General features: G+C 38.1%; 18 protein-coding genes and 1 pseudogene. 13 read left to right on the forward strand and 6 right to left on the reverse strand.

What is annotated here, in order from left to right; all coding sequences use genetic code 11:
• Positions 1–23: 23 nt before the first annotated feature.
• On the reverse strand, positions 24–176 hold the full coding sequence (locus B7E05_RS22140) for a hypothetical protein (protein ID WP_179134509.1): 153 nt from the start codon (positions 174–176) through the stop codon (positions 24–26).
• Positions 177–882: 706 nt separating this feature from the next.
• Between B7E05_RS22140 and B7E05_RS09300 the strand changes: the two genes are divergently transcribed.
• Positions 883–1,284 carry a DUF2642 domain-containing protein gene (locus B7E05_RS09300; protein WP_080873930.1) on the forward strand — a complete coding sequence of 134 codons (402 nt, stop codon included), beginning with the start codon at positions 883–885 and terminating at the stop codon, positions 1,282–1,284.
• Positions 1,285–1,297: 13 nt separating this feature from the next.
• Complete coding sequence (locus B7E05_RS09305; RefSeq protein WP_080873931.1) at positions 1,298–1,510, forward strand: hypothetical protein; 213 nt, start codon at positions 1,298–1,300, stop codon at positions 1,508–1,510.
• A gap of 450 nt (positions 1,511–1,960) precedes the next feature.
• Here B7E05_RS09305 and B7E05_RS09310 read toward each other — a convergent pair whose 3' ends face one another.
• Positions 1,961–3,238, reverse strand: a complete 1,278-nt coding sequence (locus B7E05_RS09310; RefSeq protein WP_080873932.1) for a glycosyltransferase family 2 protein — start codon at positions 3,236–3,238, stop codon at positions 1,961–1,963.
• Between the two features lie 157 nt (positions 3,239–3,395).
• On the opposite strand from B7E05_RS09310, the gene B7E05_RS09315 reads away from it, so the two are divergent.
• On the forward strand, positions 3,396–3,608 hold the full coding sequence (locus B7E05_RS09315; RefSeq protein ID WP_080873933.1) for a hypothetical protein: 213 nt from the start codon (positions 3,396–3,398) through the stop codon (positions 3,606–3,608).
• A 392-nt stretch (positions 3,609–4,000) separates the two neighbouring features.
• Here B7E05_RS09315 and B7E05_RS09320 read toward each other — a convergent pair whose 3' ends face one another.
• The 3 genes from B7E05_RS09320 to B7E05_RS09330 form a co-directional block, all read right to left on the reverse strand.
• Positions 4,001–4,939, reverse strand: coding sequence for an SDR family oxidoreductase (locus B7E05_RS09320; RefSeq protein ID WP_179134510.1), 939 nt, complete (start codon positions 4,937–4,939; stop codon positions 4,001–4,003).
• 208 nt (positions 4,940–5,147) lie between these two features.
• The gene (locus tag B7E05_RS09325) at positions 5,148–5,831 is read right to left on the reverse strand and encodes a glycosyltransferase family 2 protein (protein WP_080873935.1); all 684 of its coding nucleotides are present in this window, start codon (positions 5,829–5,831) and stop codon (positions 5,148–5,150) included.
• Between the two features lie 23 nt (positions 5,832–5,854).
• Positions 5,855–7,162 carry a nucleotide sugar dehydrogenase gene (locus tag B7E05_RS09330; RefSeq protein ID WP_080873936.1) on the reverse strand — a complete coding sequence of 436 codons (1,308 nt, stop codon included), beginning with the start codon at positions 7,160–7,162 and terminating at the stop codon, positions 5,855–5,857.
• A gap of 268 nt (positions 7,163–7,430) precedes the next feature.
• On the opposite strand from B7E05_RS09330, the gene B7E05_RS09335 reads away from it, so the two are divergent.
• From B7E05_RS09335 to B7E05_RS09355, 5 genes are all read left to right on the forward strand, one after another.
• Positions 7,431–8,381, forward strand: a complete 951-nt coding sequence (locus B7E05_RS09335) for a glycosyltransferase family 4 protein (RefSeq protein WP_080873937.1) — start codon at positions 7,431–7,433, stop codon at positions 8,379–8,381.
• 90 nt (positions 8,382–8,471) lie between these two features.
• The gene (locus tag B7E05_RS09340) at positions 8,472–9,299 is read left to right on the forward strand and encodes a hypothetical protein (RefSeq protein ID WP_080873938.1); all 828 of its coding nucleotides are present in this window, start codon (positions 8,472–8,474) and stop codon (positions 9,297–9,299) included.
• Positions 9,300–9,323: 24 nt separating this feature from the next.
• Positions 9,324–10,034: a glycosyltransferase gene (locus B7E05_RS09345; RefSeq protein ID WP_080873939.1), complete on the forward strand. Its 711-nt coding sequence runs from the start codon at positions 9,324–9,326 to the stop codon at positions 10,032–10,034.
• 40 nt (positions 10,035–10,074) lie between these two features.
• On the forward strand, positions 10,075–10,968 hold the full coding sequence (locus B7E05_RS09350; RefSeq protein ID WP_080873940.1) for a glycosyltransferase family 4 protein: 894 nt from the start codon (positions 10,075–10,077) through the stop codon (positions 10,966–10,968).
• Between the two features lie 95 nt (positions 10,969–11,063).
• On the forward strand, positions 11,064–11,555 hold the full coding sequence (locus tag B7E05_RS09355) for a carcinine hydrolase/isopenicillin-N N-acyltransferase family protein (RefSeq protein WP_080873941.1): 492 nt from the start codon (positions 11,064–11,066) through the stop codon (positions 11,553–11,555).
• Between the two features lie 771 nt (positions 11,556–12,326).
• Here the strand turns inward: B7E05_RS09355 and B7E05_RS22675 are convergent.
• A pseudogene (locus B7E05_RS22675) lies at positions 12,327–12,623 on the reverse strand (hypothetical protein); the annotation flags it as partial.
• A gap of 637 nt (positions 12,624–13,260) precedes the next feature.
• Between B7E05_RS22675 and B7E05_RS09365 the strand changes: the two are divergent.
• From B7E05_RS09365 to B7E05_RS09385, 5 genes are all read left to right on the forward strand, one after another.
• A complete protein-coding gene (locus B7E05_RS09365; RefSeq protein ID WP_080873943.1) occupies positions 13,261–14,355 on the forward strand; it encodes a tetratricopeptide repeat-containing glycosyltransferase family 2 protein in 1,095 nt (364 codons plus the stop codon).
• A 435-nt stretch (positions 14,356–14,790) separates the two neighbouring features.
• Positions 14,791–15,867: a C45 family autoproteolytic acyltransferase/hydrolase gene (locus B7E05_RS09370; RefSeq protein WP_080873944.1), complete on the forward strand. Its 1,077-nt coding sequence runs from the start codon at positions 14,791–14,793 to the stop codon at positions 15,865–15,867.
• A gap of 179 nt (positions 15,868–16,046) precedes the next feature.
• Complete coding sequence (locus B7E05_RS09375; RefSeq protein ID WP_143833206.1) at positions 16,047–17,240, forward strand: M20 metallopeptidase family protein; 1,194 nt, start codon at positions 16,047–16,049, stop codon at positions 17,238–17,240.
• A 55-nt stretch (positions 17,241–17,295) separates the two neighbouring features.
• Positions 17,296–18,894 (forward strand): ABC transporter substrate-binding protein, encoded by a 1,599-nt coding sequence (locus tag B7E05_RS09380; protein WP_080873945.1) that lies wholly within the window; start codon positions 17,296–17,298, stop codon positions 18,892–18,894.
• Positions 18,895–19,045: 151 nt separating this feature from the next.
• Positions 19,046–19,990, forward strand: a complete 945-nt coding sequence (locus B7E05_RS09385; RefSeq protein WP_080873946.1) for an ABC transporter permease — start codon at positions 19,046–19,048, stop codon at positions 19,988–19,990.
• Positions 19,991–20,033 lie beyond the last annotated feature (43 nt).

Consider the following 20,033-nt stretch of genomic DNA (forward strand, 5'->3'; position numbering starts at 1 on the left):
AATGAAGGCTTCATGGATATTCATTATTGATTGCCTTTTCCGCCCCAATCGTCCCGCTGTGGATTTTCAAATGGTTTATCTTGTTCCTGTTCATCCTGACCTGTACCACACCCGACCAGCAAACTGGCAGAAATAATGGAAGCAATCATACATAAAGTTATCTTTTTTAATTTCATTGCTATCACCTCAGTTAAGTAAAACGTACTTCACTTTATTGATTACCTTTTTCTTGAAACTTATTCTTAAAGGAAACTCTTCAAAAATACAATGATTATGAAAAATACGGACTCTCTACGAAACATGTGCGAAGTCATTATTTTTCATTTTTTTTGGTTTTTGCCCAGCCCTTTATGCTGAGAAAACGATATTGTAATGAATGTGTACAATCTAACGAATGAATAAAAACATAAATTATTTTATATCTAAATGAAGGGAGTGTTATTTATAACATGAAATAGACGTTGTTCTGATAAAGCCGATTCCTCTGAATGCAGCTTTACTAATAAAGAAGGGAGAGGGGCTTGAAGGATTTTGCCAGAATAACTAGCAATAACGATTCTAAATACTGGGACAAACACTATGATATAACTGCCATAGTAGATGGAGCACAACCTATCCCCGGCAAGTAAATATCAACGTAATAGGATACCATTAAATCTTCAGAATACGTCAAAATTCCACGCGTAGATACGCATATTACGGATTCCTTGCAAAGTAGTATCCCGATGGCGATAACAGCCAGTCCGGGATAGACTCCAAAAGGAATAAGTGACAAGGGATATTAGCTGTCAGTGAGGGGCAGTTGATTTCTCAATTATTTTGTGGGTCTTCTTGTTAGTAAAAAGGCGACTCCAAAAACATTAAGGAAAGGAATGAACAAGCTTGGCTAATTTAACAGAACGGCAAAGAAAGTTAGTGAATTTATTAAACCAGTTGTCTCAAAACGTAGTTACAGCTAATAGCGCCAATGATACCAGTAATGATAGCACGCTAAGTAATAATTTATCTCTGAATCTGCCCGGGTTCAGTTTAGACGCTAATAATAATTTAAATTTAGGTTTCGGTAATAGGGGGGGAGGCACACCAACGCCTCCAAGCACTCCGACAAGCATTAGAGAAGTCCTCCAGGGTTTAGTAAATGAACAAGTGCAGGTTACAACTCCTTTTGATACAATATCTGGAACACTGCTTACTGTCCAAGATGACTATGTTGTGATTATTGAAGCTTCTGGTGCTCAAGTGCTAGTCCAAATTGACAAAATTGAATTTGTCAGTAATTCGTAAAGGAGGAGTTTACATGTTTGAAGCAACGTTTGCTGCTGAATTAGCTAATCGGCTTGGATCAAGGGTCGAAGTAGCTACCGATAATAATTTGATTGAAGGTATTCTTTCAACAGTCACAGCAGATTTAGCCCTGGTTATCGATGTGACAAGCGGTTATGGAGATAATGTCAAATTATATATTTCAGTAGATGCGATTAACTTTGCCCGTTTTCCTGTAGCGGCGTAAAACAAATATGAATCATGGTGAATCATCCGTAACATGCTCATCTCAGACCAACAACACTTTTGCTGGGGGATAGTTAATCGCTCCTCCTAGCATGTTGGTCACAGCAGCGTTTTATAGGACATGAAGATGTTACCTTGCATTCGTTTCCATTTAGGAGGGAGAAAACGACCTTACTGTAGTGAGTTTTGTTTATAGATTTCCATTTTAAAAAAATAAAAGGATGAAAAATACCCTGGTGTTTGTTAGCCAGGGTATTTGGTTAGTCCAATAAGAACTGAATGGACGAAAGTAAAAATCTTTTAAGATAACGGAAAATTGTTGAATAGTTGATGAAACAGTGTTTTTGGGGAGGCAGGTATAAATGTGTTATATGTGTTTGGTAAATTTAAGAATCCTGTATAATACATAGATTTTTGATGGAAAAATAAAATATAACATCCACCAGTCTTTTTATTTTAACGATTTCAAAAATTCATTCCAGTCTGGACGGTTTGTTTTAGTGATACTTTCGTTATGCTCTCGTACATTATATACAGTAAAATCATGATATTGGAAACGATTGTTTTGGATTAATTGGTTTAACACACTAACGTCTTCATAAAGCATCCCATCTTCAAATGCAATTACCGGAAACCCTCCGACGCTTTTTAAAGCCGAGGCACGGTATATCCTTGGACCAAGAGGAAAACGATAGGAAAGCAAATCTCCTCTTCCGTTGATCATATTTCCTTTCGATATCCCTTTAAAGAGAACGTCTCCTGCTAATTGTTTCCACTTTCGGAGGTTACCATACAATACTGATACATCCTCAGGGAGACTTGCCAGAAGTCTTTTAATAACAGTAATAGCATCTGGGTCCAGCCAATCATCTGCATCAAGTTCTAATATAAAATCTGACGTAACATGTGGCAATAAATGGTTAAAAGCTATAGCCTTTCCTTCATTCTTTTTTTCAAAAACGCTTATACGTTTTCCATCCTCCCATTGTTTGAGTTTATTATAGGAGTTATCTGTTGATCCATCATCCATGATTAGTACTTGTTCTGGCATTTCGTTTTGGAAGAGGCAGGAAGCGACGGCCGTCTCTGCATACTGTTCCATGTTATAATTCGAAATCAAGATGGAAAGACTTGGGTGTGCTGTCTGAATTTTATTTAGCCGATACTTCTGCATAAATTTTTGCTTTTCCAGTGTGTTAGCAGAACGATTCTTTCTTGATTGCATCACCAGGTTTTCTCTACATAGCTTCTTTGAATTCGGTTTATTGGAGAGCCAGGCAGGAAAAAACGCTTCCTTAAACGGCAACTGGAAGGCTGATAAGAATTTTTGCTTTTTAAGAAAAGAAGTAGACACCAAGAATGGACGATGGACAGCAATATTTTGATTACGGTATAAAGTATTTATAAATGGTTCCGATTGAGAAAGATGAAGGGATTCCGTTTGAAGAGCGGGGGAAAGGTAATCTGTCTCTTGAAGAAATAATACATATGAACTGTTAACCATATGAATGGTATCATTCAATGTTTTCCCTAGATCATTCTCTTTCAATGCCATACATTGAATTTTCTTGAAGTTAATATCGTCCTGAATGATGCTTAAAGACATATCCTGTTCATGAAGTAATATAATAGAATGTAATCTGGAATTTATTTGTTTTAAAGATACTAAAGCTTTACGAAGTGCTGCTGGGTTAGAATAATGGACTAGGATTGCGGTTATATCTTTCAATAGAAAGCCTCCATTCATTTACATTATTCACTTTATATATATGAGATTTTTAAATTATTATCCCATTTGAATGGTCTGTTTGAAAGAGCAATTAGATCGCTTCATCGAATTTTAGAAGCTATCATATCTAAAATGAAGACTTCATGAGTATTAAATAATGATTACGATTTACGTTTTGGTTGTTCTGAGGATTCTTTGGGTGGGTCTGGTTTCTGCTTATTTATCTTTTAAATCAGCGTATCTGTCCCCCTTGATTATTGGTACTGAAAAACTTGCTCAGGAAGTGCTGTCTATAAAAGAATTTCAACAGATGGCAGAGCATTTGGGCCAATCCGTGCAAACTTATACGAAGCAAACCGAATTGAGTTAAAAGCAAAGAAAGAAAAAAGCTGTTTTTCGGGATAAAAGCAGTTCAAACAAGTCTTGAAAAAGTTAAAGATTTTATTGACTGTAAAGAAAAAAGGATTTCACATCAAAAATGAATGTGGAATCCTTTTTTCTTTATTTTTGGCTAACTATGCCCTAGCTTATTATAAAAATGTTTTGTAATTGGAAGATATAATCTTATTATCTGACTTACTGGAGATCCGTTACCCTAATAATTTAGCTTCGTTACATAATACACATTTATAATAATATAAATCCATCTTAAATATTGCAAAAATGCTATACATCGTTATAAATTTCTAAAATTCATGTTGTTGAAAAGTAGAAAGTAGTTCTGCTCATTTAGGATAGATTGTTGATGAATGTATTTTGGAGTTAAGTTCGCTGGTTTACGAACCAATTTACTGTGCTCGTAAGTCCATCATGGAACGAAACAGATGGGCGATAGCCAATTAACTTTTCAGCAAGTTGAATATCGGCCAGCGAATGTTTTACATCGCCCTGACGCTCAGCCATGTATGTTGGCGGGATATTTTTACCTAAAATGGTATTGATATATTTAACCAGCTCGTTTAAATCGGTACGTGATCCACTACCGATGTTTATAACTTCTCCTTGCAATTTAGGAGCTTCGGCTGCTAATAAATTTGCCAAAACAACGTTGTCAATATAGGTGAAGTCTCGAGACTGTGTCCCGTCACCATAAATTAATGGAGATTGATCATTTAAAATGGACGCAATAAATGCAGGGATAACTGCTGCATACTCAGAATAAGGGTCTTGACGAGGTCCAAAGACATTAAAATATCTAAGTGATATCGTTTCAAGACCATATAAATGATGAAAGACTTTACAGTAATGTTCTCCAGTATACTTACTGACGGCATAAGGAGACATGGGTCTTCCAGGCATATTTTCACGTTTAGGAAGTGTCTCATTAAATCCATATGCTGATGAGGATGCTGCATAAATGAACCGGTTTACGTTCGCTTCAACTGCTGCATGCAATAGTTGAAGCGTCCCATTTACATTCGCGTGATTTGTCTTAACGGGATCTATTATCGATTTGGGGACGGAGGGAATAGCCCCTTGATGAAATATAATATCAACATCTTTAACGGCTTCTTTGACAGTTTGGTTATTGGTAAAATCACCTTCAATGACATGAATATGATTCATCAACTCATGTATATTTTCCTTATTCCCAGTATGAAAGTTATCAAGTACCTTAACATTTTCTCCTCTTTCGATTAATTTACGAACAATATTTGAGCCTATAAAACCTCCGCCGCCAGTTACAAGATACGTTTTCACTGAAAAACCCCCTTTAATCATATTACGTTTATTTTATGTCGACTGATAGGGAGTGCTTGGACAATAACATAGAGTAAAGAAGTTGGGTGTTACGTTATGTGACTGTCTATTTCTGATTTACCATTGATCATTTGAAAATGAGGAACCAATTCAGCTCCCTTTTAAACAAGATAGGCGATGTTTTGGATGGATCCAAAACATCGCCTATTTACGCTGTAACTAGAGACTGGTAATCATCCGTGTAAACAATATCACTGCACATTGCAATTATTTTTTGTTCGTTTATTTTCCACGTATGATTTCGATACTTGCTTCTAATTATAGCGTGGTTATATCTATCTGTTGCAAAAATTTTATAACCTTTCCTTTTACATTCCCGTTGAAACTTTTTATCTGAACCAACTTTCTGTTTTGGAAAGCGTACATGGTGAAAGATACTCTTCTTGAATACCAATGTTGAATCAGCAACGTTGTCTGTCCATGTGCATTCTGTTAAAGATGGAAATAAGCAGAGAAGTTTACTTTCTTGAAAGTAGTAGTAGACGCTGCTTTTTCCGACAATATCTGCTTTTTTATGTCTTGTGAAAGCCGCCCAGGCGGATTGCAGATAGGAAGGAGCATAATAATCATCATCATCGAATTTTGCTATATGGTCATACCTTGCTTTTTGAACCGCAAAATTCTTACAATCACTAACTGTCATTTTTTCAGGCATTTGATAAACGGATACGTAAGGATATTTCTTTGCTTCCATTCTCCAAACATTAAGGTCCATGGTATCGTTGTTTAAGACGATGATCAGTTCCTTGTTTTTCATCGTCTGTATGGAATAGTTAAGGAAAATATTTTCCATCATCCTGTTTCTATTTGTACAAGTGATTACAGAAATCATTTGAATAATCCTTTCATACAGAATTAGCCATTCCCGCCGCCCAGGACAATAATCTGAGCTTTACCCTGTAAGCCCTTGGTAATATTTTTGGTATCATAAACGAGCTTTGAATGATGAATTATTTTTTCTAACTGCAAGTCAGAATGGTCTGCTAAAATGACAACAATGTCCATTTCGTTTAATACTTCGGGGGAGAGAGAGAGACTGTTATACATTTTATGGTTGATTTCAATATCTGGTACATGGGAATCATGATATATTACATCTGCACCGAGTTGTAAAAGACGTTGCATGATGCGAACAGGTGGAGAACTTCTTACATCGTTGGAATCTTTTTTGTAAGTGATACCACATAATAATATGTTGGCATCTTTCATTTCTTTATTTTTTTCAACTAAATTTACCACCTGGGTAATGATATAGGATGCAATATCATTGTTTGTGCTCTCAGCCAGGGATAGGAATTGGTTATGGAACCCGTGTTTTTGTCCAACCCAATACAAATACAAAGGATCGATTGGAATACAGTGTCCGCCAATCCCGGGGCCTGGGTAAAAGGGTTGGAACCCATACGGCTTTGAACTTGCAGAGGAAATAGCTTCCCATAAGTTAATATTTAATTTGTCACAAAGCATGGCCATTTCATTGATAAAAGAAATATTGATAAAACGGTAGCTGTTCTCTAAAAGTTTGGATAACTCTGCGACTTCAACAGAAGTTGCAGGTACGACTTTCTTAAATATACGATTATAAAAATCGGAAGCATATGTTAAGCATTCGGTCGTAATTCCACTTACTACTTTAGGTATTTCTTCTACTTTCATTGTTTTATTTCCTGGATCAATACGTTCAGGCGAGTAGGCCAAGTGAACGTCAGTTCCGATATGAAACTGGCTTTTTTCTAAAATTGGTTGAATAACATCACGGGTGGTTCCAGGATAGGTAGAACTCTCCAATATGACTAATTGTTTTTTTTGCAGTCTAGGATAAAGCTCTTCACTGACACCTTTTAAATAGCGTAAGTCAGGATTTTGGTTGCCTGTTAAGGGAGTTGGTACACAAATGACGATAATATTTAAAGATTCGATAGAAGTATAATCTGTTGCTAGTGTTAATTGACCTGATGATAAAGCTGACTTAATATCGGAATCTTTAATATCGGGAATATAACTAGCGTATTTTTGCAATCGGGCTATTTTATCCTTATCAATATCAATGCCTGTCACCTGATAACCTTTCTGCACAAATAATAAAGCCAAAGGGAGCCCTACATACCCTAAACCAATTACACCGATTTTTGTGGTTTCTGGTGCCGTATTATAAAAATTCAATTTGTATCTCCTTTCCGTATAAATGTTTATTGTTACTGTAATATCTCTTTATCATATTAAAGTTATTATTAATAGAAACGGCACTTGTCCAATAATTAAAAGAAGTAGTTATTTGATAGATACTTGCACCAAAGGGCTATATATAAAGTTTTTACCTATAAAGGCAACTATATCGGTTGTCTTTTTTTGAATAGACAACGATGGAAATCTTGTATATTTTGGAACACAAAAAAAGAGACAGCATAATTTGAAAAAAGGAGGGTTCAGCATGACCAGACATTTGTTGGTGTATGATTATAGCTGGTGGATTTTAGGACAAAAAGCAAAAATTATTCAACGATATCATCCGGATTTGCATATTATGTCAATACAAGAGCTGGAAAAGATAATCAAACAGAATGGTTCGGCTTATGTGAATTCTTCTTATGAAATAATTTCGACGCTTGGTTTGGGACTAGCGGATTGTCTTTTGCGCTTTGGTGTCAGGGTCGATTCTTCACAAGTAGGCTCGTATAATTATCTCGCGAAAAATCATCTTTCATATCGGGAATGGGATGGTTTTGTGAAACCTAATCGTTCTTTTCTAAAAAAAATGATGAAACTCGATCACTACGGTGTTATCAGTCCAAAACTGAAAGAAGAAACGGAGAAATTGTTCCCACACAAGAAAGTAAACTTCATTCGCCCCTTCGTAGATACTCAACGTTTTTACCCTCCCTCTAAGCGGCTGGCTGAAGCTAAATTTGTAGTTGGATGGGTAGGAAATAATCAAAGGAAAGTAAAGAATTATGATACACTGTATCGGCCTATTGAGAAAGCATTTAGGAAAGATTCACAAATCCAGTTTGTAGAAGCTTCGCGCTCCTCTCCCAAAACAGTTAAAGAAATGCCGCATTTTTATAAAGCGCTAGACTTGCTACTCATTACTTCTTCGAATGAAGGCGGACCTGCCCCGGCTTTGGAGGCGCTGGCAAGTGGTGTACCTGTGCTTTCGACAAATGTGGGTTATGTGAAACACATTGCCGGACAAGAAGGGAAATCGTTGGTGTTAAACAGCCTTCAACCAGCTCTTTTTGTTGAAAAAATCAACATGCTAAAAAAAGATAAGGAATTCCACAGAGCTTTGCAAAAAGAAGGAAGAGAACGCGTTTTGTCACGCTTTACGGTGGATAAGGCGATGGGGGAGTGGCTAGAAACATTATTTCACATCAAGCGTTGAAGACTCGCTTGCTTTTGGACCATAGGAAAAACAGCATTTCCCAAATTGGGAAAATCACCATTTATTATAGAGCGAGAAAGGATCGAAAAAATGAAACGAATGCCACTATGTATTTCTACTTTTGTCTTTGGAAGTTACAAAAAATATATTCCTTATTATATTTATAGCATACTGAAGAGTTATCCGGATTATTACGTCAAAATATTCCTGAGAGATACACTCTCTCCGCAGGAAAAGAAAAGCTTGCAACTAATCCGTAAGCATTTATCCAAGAACTTTGAAGTCAAGGAAAATTATTTTACGAATCAAAAATTTAACCGTTTATCCGGAAAAGCCATAAGATTTCTAGTCCCTTCTTATGAATTTAAAGATTTTGAAAATGTTTATATCGGAGACATCGATTTTTTGGTTGTGAATGAACATCCTTCCCTTTTGGATTCACATCTTGATCATTGCAATCAAATCAGCCTTCCATATAGCAACCAAATTCGTCCTGGATCAAAAAGATTAACCGGGCTGCATTTTTATCAAGTCGATGAATATTACAAAAAAATGGATCCGGCAATTCAGCACTATTTAGATGATCCGGACAAAATCGTGAAAGTGTTTCAAAACATAAAAAGGGATGAAGAATTTTTATATCAGATGGTCGAAAAGAATATCGGATTTCGTGATATTAAGAAATACCACTATCGCCCTCATCATGGTTTCCATTTAGGAATCTTGCGAAAAGGATCTGCTAGATTTAAAGATTATGTTAGAGAGGGGCCAAAAAACCCATTTCATCGCCTTCCTGAATACCCGGTTTTGCGAAAACAGCTTCTAGAGTACTACGATGACCCGCTATTCCAAAGTATAGAAAACACACTTCAAATCCAGGAAGTTCAGCTCTTACGAAAATTAATCGTACAAAATTGAAACGAAAAGAAGGTGGCGACCATCATGATCAACATAGGAATGGCTACCGTTCCTTCACGATTTAAACATTTAAAGAAAATTGTCCCTCCATTACTAAAGCAATGTGATACCATGTTTATTCATGTAAATGGATCGCAGCAATGTCCTGAATTTTTGAAAAAGGAACCAAAAATTAAGCTTTCCTTTTCCAATGTTAACAAGGGGGGACAAATGGCTTTTAAAGGAATACAGCAAACCCATGGTTATTATTTTTGTGTCGATGATGACCTAGTTTATCCTGAGGATTACGTTGAGAAAATGATAGAACTCATGAAAATGTATCAGAATCAGGTGATTGCTTGTGTTCATGGATCGAGTTTTGATCCGTTCGTTCCTGTCCACAAAGTATTCAAAAATAAAAAGAAGCCTTATCTCTCTTATAAAGGATTGGATAAGAACCGCCCTGTTATGATTCCCGGTGTTGGTACATCCTGTATGCATACAGATGTTTTTGCAGTGACACCAGGCGAATTTAAGCAAAAGAATATGAGAGATGCGGTTGTCTCATGCAAAGCAGCAAAAGCAGGAATCCCAATCATTGCAATTAAAAGAAGGGAGAATTGGATTCAAAAAATCCCTGTGAAAACAGAAATCAACAAAAATAAAGCTTATGATGATCATATTGATGCATTATTCTCGAAGCATATTGCGTATTTCCAGGAAGGAGCCGTTGATTTAGGTGAGGAGGAAACGTGATTTTTCCCTCAAACTTGTTTAAAAGGAGAAGAAGAATATCATGAAAATACTTCTGGTTCCAGGAGGCCCTGGATGGGCTTTTGATCATCGGGCAAAAGATCTGTTATCACTCCGTTTTTCAGAGGTCCAATTCAAATTGAAATATGTCAACAAGGTTAAAACAGCTGACCAGTTTGCTTACGATGTCATCTACCCCATGTCTATAAACATTGCAAAAAAGTTACATGAAAAAACAGGTATACCTTATAAACAAATGGCTACAGGGATTACTTCTGTTCGGGTAATGGAGAAATATATGCTGGAAGGAAAGAAAATACCTCCCTTTATCCATGAGTTCCGCGGAATAAATACAGCATCAGATGAAATCGTACAGCAATTTAAAGACGAATTGTCTATTTTTAAAACAAGAGTCGGAATTAATGAAAAACAATTTAAGCCGTCAACTACGAAAAAGAATACAGAAGAATTTGTTGTTGGCTGGGTGGGAAGAAACGACCAAAGCGATTATCGAAAATTAAAAGGTTATGATATCGTTTTAGATGCATTAGAAGATTTACCTGTTACTTTTCAATTCAGAACTTATAAAGATAAAGTTCCAAGAGAAGAGATGGTAAATTTTTATCAAGGCCTTGACTGCTTTATTTGTTCCAGTTCCTCTGAACACATTCCATTGCCTGTATTGGAAGCCGCTTCCTGCGGCATTCCAGTTATTTCAACGAAAGTAGGCATTGTTCCTGAATTAATCACAAATAAAAAGAATGGGCTTATCGTTTCTAGAAATGCAGCTGCATTTAGGAATGCTGTAAAAAAGCTGATCAACAATCCTGAAATGAAAATGAATATGTCAAAAAATAGTAGAGAAACAATATTATCCGCCTGGACATTGGAAAAATGTAAAAGTGATTGGGAACGTTTTTTCTTATCTTTAAAATAAACAAGCAAAAAGTTGTATGGAGGGAGGCTTTCTTTTATTTGATGAAGACCTGCCTCTCAAATTAAACGGCCGCCTGCTATTCAGGTGGCCGTTTAATTTGCCCCAATACGCTTAAAACATATGATGGTTTCTATTCTGTGTATCAGCCAGCCGGTACAGGGTATTCTACAATTGGTGTTACACAGAAAGTAACAGTCTGGTGTGATGGAATGAATGAAAAAGGCTTAGCGACGGAGTATACGTTTATTCGTCGTAAGCGGCTCAAGGATGGATTTATCTGTAACTTGATTGGGAGACTTATTTTAGAAACTTGTGCAAATATAGAGGGAGATGTTTCTTTCTTAAAGAATATTCCACATTATGGCTTGTTCAGCTATGTACTAAAGGATACGAATCAGACGAAAGCAGCTTTTGTCGAAGCTTCACGGAAAAATATTGAGGTGAGGAGTGGAGCAGCTTATACGAACCATTATCAAATAATGAAAAAAGAAAATCACCATTATATAAAGGAATCCAAAAGACGTTTAGAAGTTATGGAAAAGCCAATCATGTTCTTACAACGGGGAAGACAGCTTTGCATTTATTAAATGGTACCAAAAGTTGTTTTCATATTGCTTTCTCTTTGGAATGAAATATAGCTCAATCACTAATCATGAAAGAACCGAAGATTTACCGGCAATTGACCGGAAGTACCTTCGGATTTGCATGTGGTAAAAGTAATATTTCCATTTAAGTGCCTTCCTTAGTTAACTACTTAATTTAACAATCGTTAAAGAGCGATTCATGTAACCCAAAAGATCGGGATAGTCCGTCCTGATAATTGCTCCTACTTCGTCCCCTGCTGTTAAGGGAGCTTGAACCACATACGTCGAACTGCTTCTATTGGCTATTTTAAAAAAAGTAGTCGTATCGCCAAAAATGGGTGTACCATTGACGGTAATAAGAGCATCTAAAAATGGCTCTGATGGTTCAGGGTCGGTTGTGGCTTCAGCATTAATTGATACCGTTATCTGATAAACGCCGCTTTCTCCTACCACTAATTCATTTCCGGATGGACTAACTGTAATGCCTGATAAAGGCCCTGCAACATTAAATGGTACAGTTTCAAAATCTTCCCCTGGTGTTTCTACACTACTTCCTCTTAAAGATCCGTAAGCCAAATCAACTTCTCCAGTAGGTCCAGTAGATCCAGTAGATCCAGTTGCGCCGGTATCGCCAGTAGGTCCGGTTGCGCCAGTTGCGCCGGTATCGCCAGTAGGTCCGGTTGCCCCAGTTACGCCAGCTTCTCCAGCAGGACCGGTTGCGCCAGTTGCGCCGGCTTCTCCAGCAGGACCGGTTGCGCCAGTTGCGCCGGCTTCTCCAGTAGGTCCGGTTGCGCCAGTCGCGCCAGCTTCTCCAGTAGGTCCCGTTGCCCCAGTTACGCCAGCTTCTCCAGCAGGTCCCGTTGCGCCAGTTGCGCCAGCTTCTCCGGTAGGCCCAGTAGGTCCAGTTACACCGGCTTCTCCAGCAGGTCCCGTTGCGCCAGTCGCGCCGGCTTCTCCGGCAGGCCCGGTTGCTCCAGTCATTCCAGTTACCCCAGTGAGTCCTGTTGCACCAGTCGCGCCAGTCATTCCAGTTGCCCCAGTGAGTCCCGTTGCACCAGTCGCGCCAGTCATTCCGGTTGCCCCAGTAGGGCCAGTTGCTCCCGGCGGGCATATATTGCTAGGGTCACAGCGACATTGTTGTTTGTAAAATACTCCTTTACACCGATTACAGAACTCATAGTAATCACATTCATTATGATAATAGCTACAATCATTTTCTCGACTATGATTATTGCCCTGATTGCAACATTCACAGCCGCCAGTTAGATACTTTCGTTTATGATACCCTTTATATTTCGACACGTAACATCCTCCTAATAGAAAGAATTCTTCGTTCTTACATTCTATTAAGAGTCCTACAATACAGTAACGGCATATACCCTCCACGCTTTGCTCAAGAAAATAAAATGTAGGATTATCTGATACAGAAAAAAGCATTTTATCCAATGCTTTTTAAGCCGGTTGTCAATTTTGTATTCATTAAATAACCAATCATTTCACAGGTAGGATAATTCTGATTCAGCGTAATGCACTCAAGGCACAACAGCAAATGGGAAATACTATCAATATTCTTCTGGAGTTTGCTACCTAGTAAATCTAACCAAACCTTGGAATGTAAAAATAATTGATCAAGTATCTGCACAGGAACATTACATTCCCCTATAGAATATTCATATGCATAGAGAGTCCATAGTAGGAGAGTGGAATGATGGTTAGTATTAGCCTTTGTATGATTGTAAAGAATGAAGAAGATGTTATTGGACGTTGCCTGGGTTCAGTGAAGAACCTGGTTGACGAAATCAATATTATTGACACTGGATCGACGGATCAAACGAAAAATATTGTAATGGACTATACAAACCGAATATATGATTTTAAGTGGGTAGATGATTTTGCAGCGGCAAGAAATTTTGCTTTGGAACACGCGACAAAAGATTATATTTTTTGGCTTGATGCTGATGATGTATTGCTAGAAAAGGATCAGGAAAAATTAGCAAGTCTTAAAAATAATCTTGATTCAGAAATAGACGTAGTCACCATGGATTACCACCTTGCATTTGACGAATATAAAAATGTGACATTTAGCGTAAGACGTAACCGCCTTGTGAAAAGAGAAAGAAACTTCCGCTGGATTGGGGCTGTTCACGAATACCTGGAAGTTGGGGGCAATATATTCACCAGTAATATAGCTGTGACCCACCATAAATTACACCATGATTCAGATAGAAATCTGCAAATCTATGAAAACCGATTAGCAAAAGGGGAGGAATTTACCCCGCGCGATTTATTTTACTTTGCAAATGAGTTAACTGATCATCGTATGTTTGAACGGGCAGTCTATTTTTATGAGCAATTCCTGGCAACAGGGCAAGGGTGGTTGGAAGACAACATAGCTGCTTGCGGAAAACTGGCGGATTGTTATTCAGAATTGGGTCAACCGAAAAATGAGCTGCAATCCGTGTTCAGGTCATTTTCATACGATCGTCCCCGTGCAGAATTCTGCTGCCGGTTGGGCTATTATTTTTTACAAAAAAATGATTTTCCAACCGCAATATTTTGGTATGACATCGCAGCAGAAACAGACCAATCTAAAGATGGAATGGGATTTGTTAATATTTCTTGTTCGACGTGGCTTCCTCATTTACAACTTTGTGTTTGTTATGATCGATTGGGGGATTACGAGTCTGCCTATTACCATAATGAAATTGCCCGGAAATATCGCCCGAAAGATAAGAATGTTCTACACAACAAGCAGTATTTGGAGGAAACATTGCAGAGGAGTGGTAAAGGTGATTACCAATAACGTTATAACTTCTTTTGCAATTTTACCAATAATATTTGATTGATTGTTATCTCTTATCCCCCATCTTGAAATAGTCGTCCAGAATCTATCAATTTCTTGGAGTCAACACCATTATATTCTGCTGGTCGTCATACGATTTGACAACGCTGGGATAGAGCCCCTTACGTCTGAGAAATAACATCTAGACAACCCATTATATTAATGGCTGCAGGCTACAGAAAATGGTGTATGTCTAATGGAACTAACTGCAATCGTTCTTTTATTATGCGGTATTGTATTAAATATCATTTCATTATAAGTACATGCTTTTCAAGACGCTTCTGTTTGATTAGTGTCCGCTCAAAAAGAATCAGATTATTTCCTAATCAAATGTGTTTCATTTGCCGGTGATATTTAGTACGCTAAGAATGATATAGGAAATACAAGGGGGTTCTTATGAAAAGGGTCAGTACAAATGTTATTCAATTTCGAGGTACGCATTATGAATTTGGCTACCATCAAGGTACTTTAGTAAAAAATCATATCTTAATAAAAAATCGTGAAAATCAATGGAAGGTAAGAACGCCGTTATTTTCGATTAATATCCAAGAAACAAAAAGGATTTTTCAAGAAATCGCACCGGCAATTTGGGAAGAATTATTAGGCTTTGCAGAAGCGCTTGAATGGCCAATGGAAAGAGTTTTGCTTGAATTTGGAGGATATCGTGTGAAATTGAACCGTTCTGGATGTTCCATTTTAACGGGAAAGGATTATTTAATCCGTAATTATGATTATCATCCTAAAACTTATGACGGTTTTTTTTCGGCGTTTCAGCCTGCGGATACAGGCTATGCGGTGATAGGCGTTACGCAGAAAGTAACGGGACGTTGTGACGGAATGAATGAAAAAGGTTTAGCAATGGGGTATACCTTTATGCATCGCAAACGTCCAAAAGACGGTTTTGTCTGCTATATGATTGGAAGAATGATTTTAGAAACATGTGCCGATATAGACGAAGCTGTTTCGTTACTAAAGCAAATCCCGCATCGTGGTTCATTTAGTTATGTATTATTTGATCATAAACATACGGAAGCAACTATCGTAGAAGCTTCGCCAAGAAATGTCGAAGTTAGAAAGGGAACAGCATGTACAAATCATTTTCAAATAATGAAGGAGGAAAACCGCCATTATTTGAAGGATTCGAAAAGACGTTTAGAAATGATGGAAAACCATCAATCAAGTTTGCTAAATAAAGAAGAAGCATTTCAACTGTTAAACGGAACAGAAAACGGTGTATTTTCTAAACTATATGGTCAGTGGGCAGGTACGATACATACTTCTGCATATTTCCCATCAACATTAGAAGCATGGCTTGCTCTGGGCGGTGATCAGCAGCCTGTTATATTTGACTTTGCTTCATGGTTAAAAGGGAATGATTTTCCCATATCTGCCGTCACAGGAACGATTGACACAGATATTCCATTCGTACATATGGAAAAAGCAGATTGGTTTAAAGAAGCGTCTAAAAAGTAAGCAATTTTGTCGGATGAATAAAATAAGAAGGGATGTCATTTTGGGCAAAACTTCTTATTTTATTAAAATAATATCATTAAACCTAGTTGACAACTCAGTTTAATATGCTTTATGATTAATTAATATTTCGAAAATAGAATGAAAGTTTCTAAAAAAATGATTAAACGGAGGGTTTTGAAATGGGAGACACAAAAGATAAAATCATTGATTCGATTCATGCACAATTGGAACAGTCCTTTGAAGAAGTGCAAGGCTGGAGAAGATACATGCACCAGCACCCGGAATTATCCTTTCAAGAAGTACATACAGCAGCATATATTGAAGAAAAATTAAAAAGTTTTGGGCTTGAGGTGCAGAAAAATATTGGTGGTAATGGTCTCATAAGTGTTTTAGAAGGCAGTGAGCCCGGAAAGAAAATTGCATTGCGTGCGGACTTTGATGCATTGCCAATTGAAGATGAGAAGGAAACACCTTATAAATCTACAAAACCTGGAGTCATGCATGCGTGCGGACATGATGGACATACGGCAGCTTTACTTGGAGTGGCGAAAGTGATCAGTCAACATAAAGAAAAACTAAAAGGAAGTATTGTATTTGTCTTTCAACCAGCGGAAGAAACACCGCCAGGCGGAGCAAAATTTATGATTGAAGAAGGTATTTTGGATGATGTGGATTATGTATTTGGTGCACATCTGGCTTCGGATATTCCGCTTGGAAAGGCAGCAGTCGGAGAAGGACGCCGGATGGCGGCGGTAGATAAGTTTGCAATTGATATTAAAGGCCGGGGCGGCCATGGTGCCCGTCCGCATGAATCGACGGATACCCTTGTCATCGGAACCAGTGTCGTAGAGGCTTTGCAGAAAATTGTGAGCCGTCAAATCGATCCTTTGCAATCAGCAGTCGTCACTATTGGTGTTTTTCAAGCGGGAAATGCGTTTAATGTGATACCGGATACAGTCAGAATTGAAGGAACAGTTCGAACCTTTGAGCCTGAGGTACGGGATAAAGTAGAAAACGAGATTCGTTCTATTCTTGATGGGATTACAACGGCTTTCCATGCAACTTATGAGTTAGACTTTTTAAGGGGATATCCTGCACTGTTTAATCATAAAGCAGAAACAGACGTTGCCAGAGAGTTATTTAAAGAAACATTTGATGAAGAGAATGTCGTAGAATTAGCTACGGTAATGGGAGCAGAGGACTTTTCTTATTTCTTGGAAGAGAAACCGGGAACGTATTTTCGAATTGGTTCAAGAAATGAGGATGAAGCTACGCATTACCCACATCATCATCCACGGTTTGACATTGATGAACGAGCATTAGTAAATATAGAAAAGGCATTTGCATCTATCATTCACCATTATTTATTTTAAGATAAAATGCCTGGATGAAAAGGCGAATATAACTTTTTAAAAGGGGATATACAGGATGAACAAACGCTTTCGTTTTATTATAATTTCGATTTTCTCCGTATTTTGGCTGGCTGCATGCGGAAGTCAGGAAGAATCTGCTGACGGAACTGAAAATACGGAACCAGAAGGAGAACCGGTAGAAGGAGGAACATTAAACGTTGCTTACCCTTCGGAGCCGGATACGCTCGATTGGATGGCAACCAGTGCTACGCCAACGAGAGATATTGCCTGGCATATTTTTGAACCGCTGCTGGGACCGGATAGTGACTATCAAGTACAGCCAGTTGTAGCAGAAGATTTCACAGTTAGTGAAGATGAAACGCTTTATACTATCACTTTAAGAGACGATGTGACCTTTCATGATGGTTCCGATGTAACTGCAGAAGATGTGGTTGCTTCACTGGACAGATGGAGAACGGTTTCTTCCGTAGGGCAAGAATCAGATAAATACATAGATTCTGTCACCATCGTGGATGATCAAACGATTGAAATTCAATTGACGGAAGTATACAACGCTTTTTTATCTGATATGAGTGCACCTAAAAGTGCTTTGATGATTATTCCAGAAGAAATTGCTGAAGAAGCAGGGGAGCAGCCGTTAACGCCGGAACAGTTGGTAGGAACAGGTCCTTACCAATTTGATGAATGGAACCGGGGAAGCGACATTCTCTTATCGAAATATGAAGATTATTCACCGCGGGAAGAAGAAGACCTTGGCGGGTTAGCAGGTCAAAAAAACGCCTACTTTGATGCATTAAATTTTGAGATTGTGAAAGATCCGCAAGTTGCCATTAATGGTATTAAAACAGATTTATATGACTACGCCTTGAGTATACCGAATGATTTATATGATGTTGCAGAGTCTGACCCTTCCATTGATTCTGTCAGCTATATTAATGGTTACTCAACGATTACGCCGGATAAATCAGAAGCACCATTTGATGATATTCAAGTAAGAGAAGCTTTAAATCTGGCATTAGATAAAGAAGCAATGGCGGAGGCAACGTACGGAAATAGTGATTTTTATTCCTTTGACGGAGCGTTGTTTGATCCGGAACAGACACAGCTTTATTCAGAGGAAGGAACGGAAGAATATTTAAACTATGACCCGGAACGGGCTAAGGAATTATTAGAGGAATCCGATTATAATGGCGAGACGTTAAAAGTATTACATTCTAATGATTCGGAAATTTATAAGCGAATCTCCCAAGTGATGCAACAGCAGTTAGAAGAAGTTGGATTTTCCATTGAACTTGTTCCGCTGGAATGGGCAACGTACTTAGAGCAATGGAGCGATCCATCTAATTGGGATTTGGTTGTTGTTGGATGGTCAACAAGGTTCTCTCCAAATGAACTTGGTCAGCTTGTTAATGATACAAACAGCAGCGGCTGGTATGACAGTGAACGTTGGCGAGACTTAGTAGATGACTGGGCTGTCGCTTCAGATGACGATGAGAGAGCAGATATATTATCGGAAATGAATCAAACAGTTTGGGATGAACTTCCGTTTATTAAAGTGGCTAATGAAACACGGCTTGATATTAAAGGAGAACAGGTTCAATTAGAGGAAAATTGGGTTGGACCGAAATTCTGGGGATCCTGGAAGAATCAATAGAAAATGTTGAAGAAGCCATGTTCTTTGTCTATATTGACGTGGCTTCTTTCCTATTCTTAGAATCATTTTTTACTTAAATAAATTATATGTTGCCGGTAGTATCCGTTTAAAAGGAGCAGAACGGTAAAACAGCAAATGAGGTGAATACGGTTTGTTACAATATACCATACGTCGGCTGATATCTATTATTCCAGTTTTGCTGATTGTCAGTATTATAGTTTTTATGATTGTTCATTTAACTCCAGGTAATCCGGCTTACCTGATTCTTGGGGAAGACAGCTCGGAGGAGGCAGTCCAACAGCTGGAAGAACAATTGGGATTAAACCAGCCGGCAGTCATGCAGTTTTTTGACTGGGGTACGAATGTACTTACAGGAGATTTAGGAGAATCTGTGTATTCTTCCGAACCAGTTCTATCTATTATATTGGACAGAATTGGTCCAACCTTCAGTGTGATGGTGATTTCCATGATTTTTACGCTAGTTATTGCTATCCCTGTAGCGATTTTCGTTGTCTGGAAGCGACAAACGGTATTAGACCCATTATTTATTTCCGCATCTTTGTTAGGAGCTTCCATTCCGGAATTCTGGTTTGCTATGCTGCTGGTTCTGGGATTGGGTGTCAGCATACCGATTTTTCCGGTTGCAGGATATATCCCGATTGCAGAAGGGTTTATACCATGGCTGCACCATTTAATATTGCCGGCATTTGTGCTGGCGACTGTGGAAATAGGTTTAATTTCCAGAATGTTACGAGATGGAATGTTGGAAGCGGTAAATCAAGATTATACCAAAACAGCGCGTGCGAAAGGCATTAAAGAAAGCATGGTGCTGATGAAACATGTTTTTTCGAATGCATTAATCCCGACAACTACGGTGATTGGTGTGACGATAGCAGGGTTATTAGGCGGCACTGTCATTATTGAAACGATATTTACAATACCGGGAATTGGACAGCTGCTGATTGACTCTATCCATCGGAGAGATTATCCCGTCATTCAAGGGGTTGTTTTATTCATTGCTGTAGTCTACGTGATTATCAATTTACTCGTTGATTTGCTTTATGGATTGCTTGATCCACGAATCCGATATGATTAAAGGAGTTACGGATACTTTCAAACATGTATGTATATAGAAAAAA

Source organism: Oceanobacillus timonensis (assembly GCF_900166635.1).
In the GTDB taxonomy this organism is placed as follows: domain Bacteria; phylum Bacillota; class Bacilli; order Bacillales; family Amphibacillaceae; genus Oceanobacillus; species Oceanobacillus timonensis.

Excerpts from the sequence above, each read along its gene's own strand:
- B7E05_RS09335 (WP_080873937.1), top strand. The coding sequence starts at position 7,431 with ATGACCAGACATTTGTTGGTGTATGATTATAGCTGGTGGATTTTAGGA.
- B7E05_RS09305 (WP_080873931.1), top strand. The coding sequence starts at position 1,298 with ATGTTTGAAGCAACGTTTGCTGCTGAATTAGCTAATCGGCTTGGATCA.
- B7E05_RS09365 (WP_080873943.1), top strand. The coding sequence starts at position 13,261 with ATGGTTAGTATTAGCCTTTGTATGATTGTAAAGAATGAAGAAGATGTT.
- B7E05_RS09345 (WP_080873939.1), top strand. The coding sequence starts at position 9,324 with ATGATCAACATAGGAATGGCTACCGTTCCTTCACGATTTAAACATTTA.
- B7E05_RS22140 (WP_179134509.1), bottom strand. The coding sequence starts at position 176 with ATGAAATTAAAAAAGATAACTTTATGTATGATTGCTTCCATTATTTCT.
- B7E05_RS09375 (WP_143833206.1), top strand. The coding sequence starts at position 16,047 with ATGGGAGACACAAAAGATAAAATCATTGATTCGATTCATGCACAATTG.
- B7E05_RS09325 (WP_080873935.1), bottom strand. The coding sequence starts at position 5,831 with ATGATTTCTGTAATCACTTGTACAAATAGAAACAGGATGATGGAAAAT.
- B7E05_RS09380 (WP_080873945.1), top strand. The coding sequence starts at position 17,296 with ATGAACAAACGCTTTCGTTTTATTATAATTTCGATTTTCTCCGTATTT.
- B7E05_RS09315 (WP_080873933.1), top strand. The coding sequence starts at position 3,396 with ATGATTACGATTTACGTTTTGGTTGTTCTGAGGATTCTTTGGGTGGGT.
- B7E05_RS09350 (WP_080873940.1), top strand. The coding sequence starts at position 10,075 with ATGAAAATACTTCTGGTTCCAGGAGGCCCTGGATGGGCTTTTGATCAT.
- B7E05_RS09370 (WP_080873944.1), top strand. The coding sequence starts at position 14,791 with ATGAAAAGGGTCAGTACAAATGTTATTCAATTTCGAGGTACGCATTAT.
- B7E05_RS09340 (WP_080873938.1), top strand. The coding sequence starts at position 8,472 with ATGAAACGAATGCCACTATGTATTTCTACTTTTGTCTTTGGAAGTTAC.